Annotated in this window: 3 protein-coding genes; 1 reads left to right on the top strand and 2 read right to left on the bottom strand. The window is 53.7% G+C overall.

Translation table 11 applies throughout. From position 1 onward, the window contains the following. Positions 1-715 precede the first annotated feature (715 nt). Positions 716-1015 carry a hypothetical protein gene (locus BG74_RS08750; protein ID WP_066597898.1) on the bottom strand — a complete coding sequence of 100 codons (300 nt, stop codon included), beginning with the start codon at positions 1013-1015 and terminating at the stop codon, positions 716-718. Here BG74_RS08750 and murJ point away from each other — a divergent pair. After that, entirely contained in the window at positions 978-2519 is a 1542-nt protein-coding gene (gene murJ / locus BG74_RS08745; protein WP_066597897.1) for a murein biosynthesis integral membrane protein MurJ, read from the top strand. The two genes, BG74_RS08750 and murJ, sit on opposite strands and share 38 nt — an antisense overlap. Positions 2520-2625: 106 nt before the next feature. On the opposite strand, the gene argS is transcribed toward murJ, so the two are convergent. Next, a partial coding sequence (argS, locus tag BG74_RS08740; protein ID WP_244267478.1) for an arginine--tRNA ligase occupies positions 2626-4132 on the bottom strand: 1507 nt, incomplete at its 5' end.

Genomic DNA, 4132 nt, shown 5'->3' with positions numbered 1-4132 from the left:
TCTGTCCAATGAACTGGACGATTACCGTCTGGCGGAAGTGCTACTCGGCTAATCGGGATGATCTCAAATTTTACCTAGATAGATGAATGTGCGCAGTAGCGGTGATGCCCTTTTTATTCATAGAAACTTTTTTCAAGCGCGGTCAGTATGTGTATGCGGATAAGCCGCTTTAGGCAACCGTTGAGCAGGCGGAAGTGCTGCTGACGCTGGCCTCCCGACAGCAGTGAATATTGATGGTCGGTTCCAACCGCCGCTTCGCGTCGCTGTACCAGTATCTAAAACGGGATATGCAGCACATTGCTTCGCTGCATCCGTAGCGACAGCATCAGGCCGCAAGGGCGTGCGTTTTACGCTTTAGATGATTATCTGCACACGTCGTGGACACCTCCTTATGGTTGGTGGATGGAATTCCGGCATTGTTCAGCAATCTGTTGCGGGCCAGCTGTTGTATACCGAGCATGCGTTTCGCTGCGGCGAAGGACTAGTCACCACCGGCTATGCACTGCCAGGCGGGCAGACAGCGAGAAATCGTCACCGCCGTAAACTCTGAAGAGATGTGCCGTTTTCAGTGGGAGCGCGAGAGAACAACTAGGGGAATTTCTGGTCCCTGCCTGGTAGACGATTTTAACCCAGTACGGGTTTACCGATGCGGTAGAGTACTTTATCGACTGCGCTATGAACCAGACCCCGACGTGTCTCGATGGCGAGGAGAGCATCAGTGCGTAGCACTGGATATAGCGAATGCTGGCGGAATGTGAGGCTTGATGTCCTGACGCCACAATGCTATCAGCGTATTGGTCGGGCTTTTCCCCGACGTTCGGCGCAACCGGCCAATTACCGCGCCACTGATAACGGACAGTAGCGATTTTCTTTGGGTAAGGTAGACTAGGAATACCTTAACAGCCCAGGATTTGCCGGACAGCGCGCTAACTAACCTCAGGTTGACGGAGATCTGGGCGGAACAGATAAACACCACAATGAATTTATTGAAATCCTTGGCAGCAGTCAGCTCCATGACACTTTTTTCCCGCGTATTAGGGTTTATTCGCGATGCTATCGTAGCGCGGGTGTTCGGCGCAGGTATAGCGAGCGACGCCTTTTTCGTTGCCTTCAAAATTCCCAATCTGCTGCGCCGCATCTTCGCCGAAGGGGCTTTTTCCCAGGCGTTTGTGCCGATTTTAGAGGAATACAAAAGCCAGCAGGGCGAGGTCGCAACGCGCGTGTTTATCGCCTATATCGTCGGTTTTCTAACGCTGGTGCTGGCACTAGTCACCGTCGCCGGTATACTGGCCGCTCCTTGGATCATTATGATCACCGCACCGGGTTTTACCGATACACCGGAGAAATTCTCCCTGACGACCGCGCTGTTACGTGTCACTTTTCCCTATATTTTTTTAATTTCCCTCACCTCGCTAGTGGGTGCGGTGCTTAATACCTGGAATCGGTTCTCGGTGCCGGCGTTCGCGCCGACGTTGCTGAATGTCAGTATGATCGGTTTTTCGTTGCTGGCGTCGCCTATGTTCCATCCGCCGGTGATGGCGTTGGCCTGGGCCGTGTTGGCCGGCGGCGTTTTTCAATTAGGTTATCAACTACCGCACTTGAAAAAAATCGGCATGCTGGTGCTGCCCAGAGTGCAATTTCGTGACGCCGCCGTATGGCGCGTACTGAGGCAAATGGGTCCGGCTATCCTCGGCGTATCCGTCATCCAGGTCTCACTGATTATCAATACCATATTTGCCTCCTTTTTAGTATCCGGTTCCGTCTCCTGGATATATTATGCCGACCGCCTTATGGAGTTCCCTTCCGGGGTGCTGGGTGTGGCGTTGGGGACTATTCTACTACCCTCACTGTCGCGCAGCATTACCCGCGGCAATCACGATGAATACTCCCGTCTGATGGATTGGGGATTACGCTTATGCTTCATGCTGGCGCTGCCCAGCGCGGCGGCGCTCGGTATTCTGGCGCATCCGCTGACAGTCGCGCTGTTCCAGTATGGTAAGTTTTCCACCTTTGACGCCTTGATGACACAACGTGCGCTGATAGCCTACTCGGTGGGTCTGGTTGGCCTAATTCTGGTCAAAGTGCTAGCCCAGGGATTTTACTCTCGTCAGGATATTAAAACGCCGGTGCGCGCGGCGATGATTACACTAGTCATGACCCAAGTGATGAACTTGACCTTTATCGGTCCGCTGAAACACGTTGGTCTATCGCTGTCCATTGGCCTGGCTGCCTGTCTCAACGCTGGGCTTTTGTATTGGCAGCTGCGCCGGCAAAAATTGTTTCAACCCCAGCATGGCTGGCCCGGTTATTTCTGCCGTCTGATGCTGGCGGTCATTATCATGGTAGCGGCGCTGGTCGGGCTGCTGTCGGTGATGCCGGACTGGGCGCAGGGCGCCATGCCCTGGCGGTTGTTGCGCCTGATGGGCGTGGTGACTGCAGGAATAGTTGTCTATTTCGCCACGCTGTGGTTGGTGGGATTCCGTCCTCGCCATTTCGTGCGCTCGGTAAAGGTTTACTAAACCTTATTCCCGCAATAAAAACCGGTCTGCGACAGAGGCGCGGGTCGGCTTCTCAACGATCACAGCTAGCGGTCAAGGGTGCGCAATCCAGGCGTTAAGCCCCGGCTTACATCCGCTCGACTGTTTCGATACCCAATAGATCCAGTCCTTGCTTCAACGTGCGTGCAGTTAGCAGCGCCAGTTGCAGGCGGCTTTGGCGCAACGCTTCGTTCTCGGCATTCAGGATTGGACAGTGTTCGTAGAAGGCGGAAAACAGTACCGCCAGATCATAAAGATAGGCGCATAACACATGGGGAGTGCCGTCGCACACCACTGTTACAATGGCTTCTTCTAACTGCAGCAGACGAACTGCCAGCCGGGTTTCCTGCTCCGCCGCTAGCCGAATATTGCCGGTGAGCTGCTGCTCATCCTGGCCGGTACGCTTGAATATCGAGACGACGCGGGTATAAGAGTATTGCATGTAGGGTGCGGTATTACCCTCGAAACTGAGCATATTGTCCCAGTCGAAAATGTAATCGGTGGTACGGCTTTTCGATAAATCCGCATACTTCACCGCCCCGATACTCACCACCTGCGCCAGCCTTTCCAGCTCCGCGTCGTCCATGCCAGGATTTTTAGCGGCAATCAGGCGGCGAGCACGTTCCAGCGCTTCGTCCAACAGGTCAGTGAGTTTTATTGTCCCGCTGGCCCGGGTTTTAAACGGCTTACCATCCTTGCCCAATATCATGCCGAACATATGATGTTCAAGTGGTACCGATTTAGGTACATAGCCAGCCTTGCGCACGATGGTCCAAGCCTGCATCAAATGCTGATGCTGACGTGAATCGATATAGTAGATGATGCGATCAGCTTTTAGCGTTTCGTAGCGGTATTTGGCACAGGCGATATCGGTGGTGGTATAGAGGTAAGCGCCATCCTTTTTCTGGATGATCACCCCCATAGGGTTACCTTCTTTATTTTTGAATTCCTCAAGGAATACCACGATGGCGCCTTCGTTCTCCACCGCTAGCCCTTTCGCCTTCAGATCCGCAACGATCCCGGGCAACATGGTGTTGTACAGACTCTCGCCCATGACGTCTTCGCGCTTAAGCGTCACGTTGAGCCGGTCATAGGTTTTCTGATTCTGCGCCATGGTGACGTCCACCAGTTTGCGCCACATCCGCCGGCAATATTCATCGCCGCCCTGGAGCTTCACCACATAACCGCGTGCACGCTCAGCGAAGGAGGGATCCTTATCATAGTGCTGTTTGGCAGCGCGATAAAAGCTTTCCAGACTGGAGAGCTGCATTTCTGCTTCCCCGCTGTCCTGCACTTTCTCTAGATAGGCTATTAGCATGCCGAACTGTGTTCCCCAATCTCCGACGTGGTTGGCCCTTATCACGTTATGGCCCAAAAATGTCAGCGTGCGGACCGAGGCATCGCCGATGATGGTAGAGCGCACATGACCGACATGCATTTCTTTGGCAACATTAGGGGCAGAATAATCCACCACAATAGTTTGTGGTGCGACGCTTAAAACCCCTAGACGCGGCGAGGAAAGGGCCTCGGCAAGATGGTTCTCGAGCCAGCGCGGGTCGAGAAAGATATTGATAAAACCGGGACCGGCGATGTCG

This window comes from Sodalis-like endosymbiont of Proechinophthirus fluctus, assembly GCF_001602625.1.
In the GTDB taxonomy this organism is placed as follows: domain Bacteria; phylum Pseudomonadota; class Gammaproteobacteria; order Enterobacterales; family Enterobacteriaceae.
Note: the sequence above shows the minus strand (reverse complement) of the source record. Positions and strands in the feature narration are given on the sequence as shown.

Coding starts and splice junctions, on each gene's coding strand:
- murJ (WP_066597897.1), top strand. CDS start 978: ATGAATTTATTGAAATCCTTGGCAGCAGTCAGCTCCATGACACTTTTT.
- BG74_RS08750 (WP_066597898.1), bottom strand. CDS start 1,015: ATGGAGCTGACTGCTGCCAAGGATTTCAATAAATTCATTGTGGTGTTT.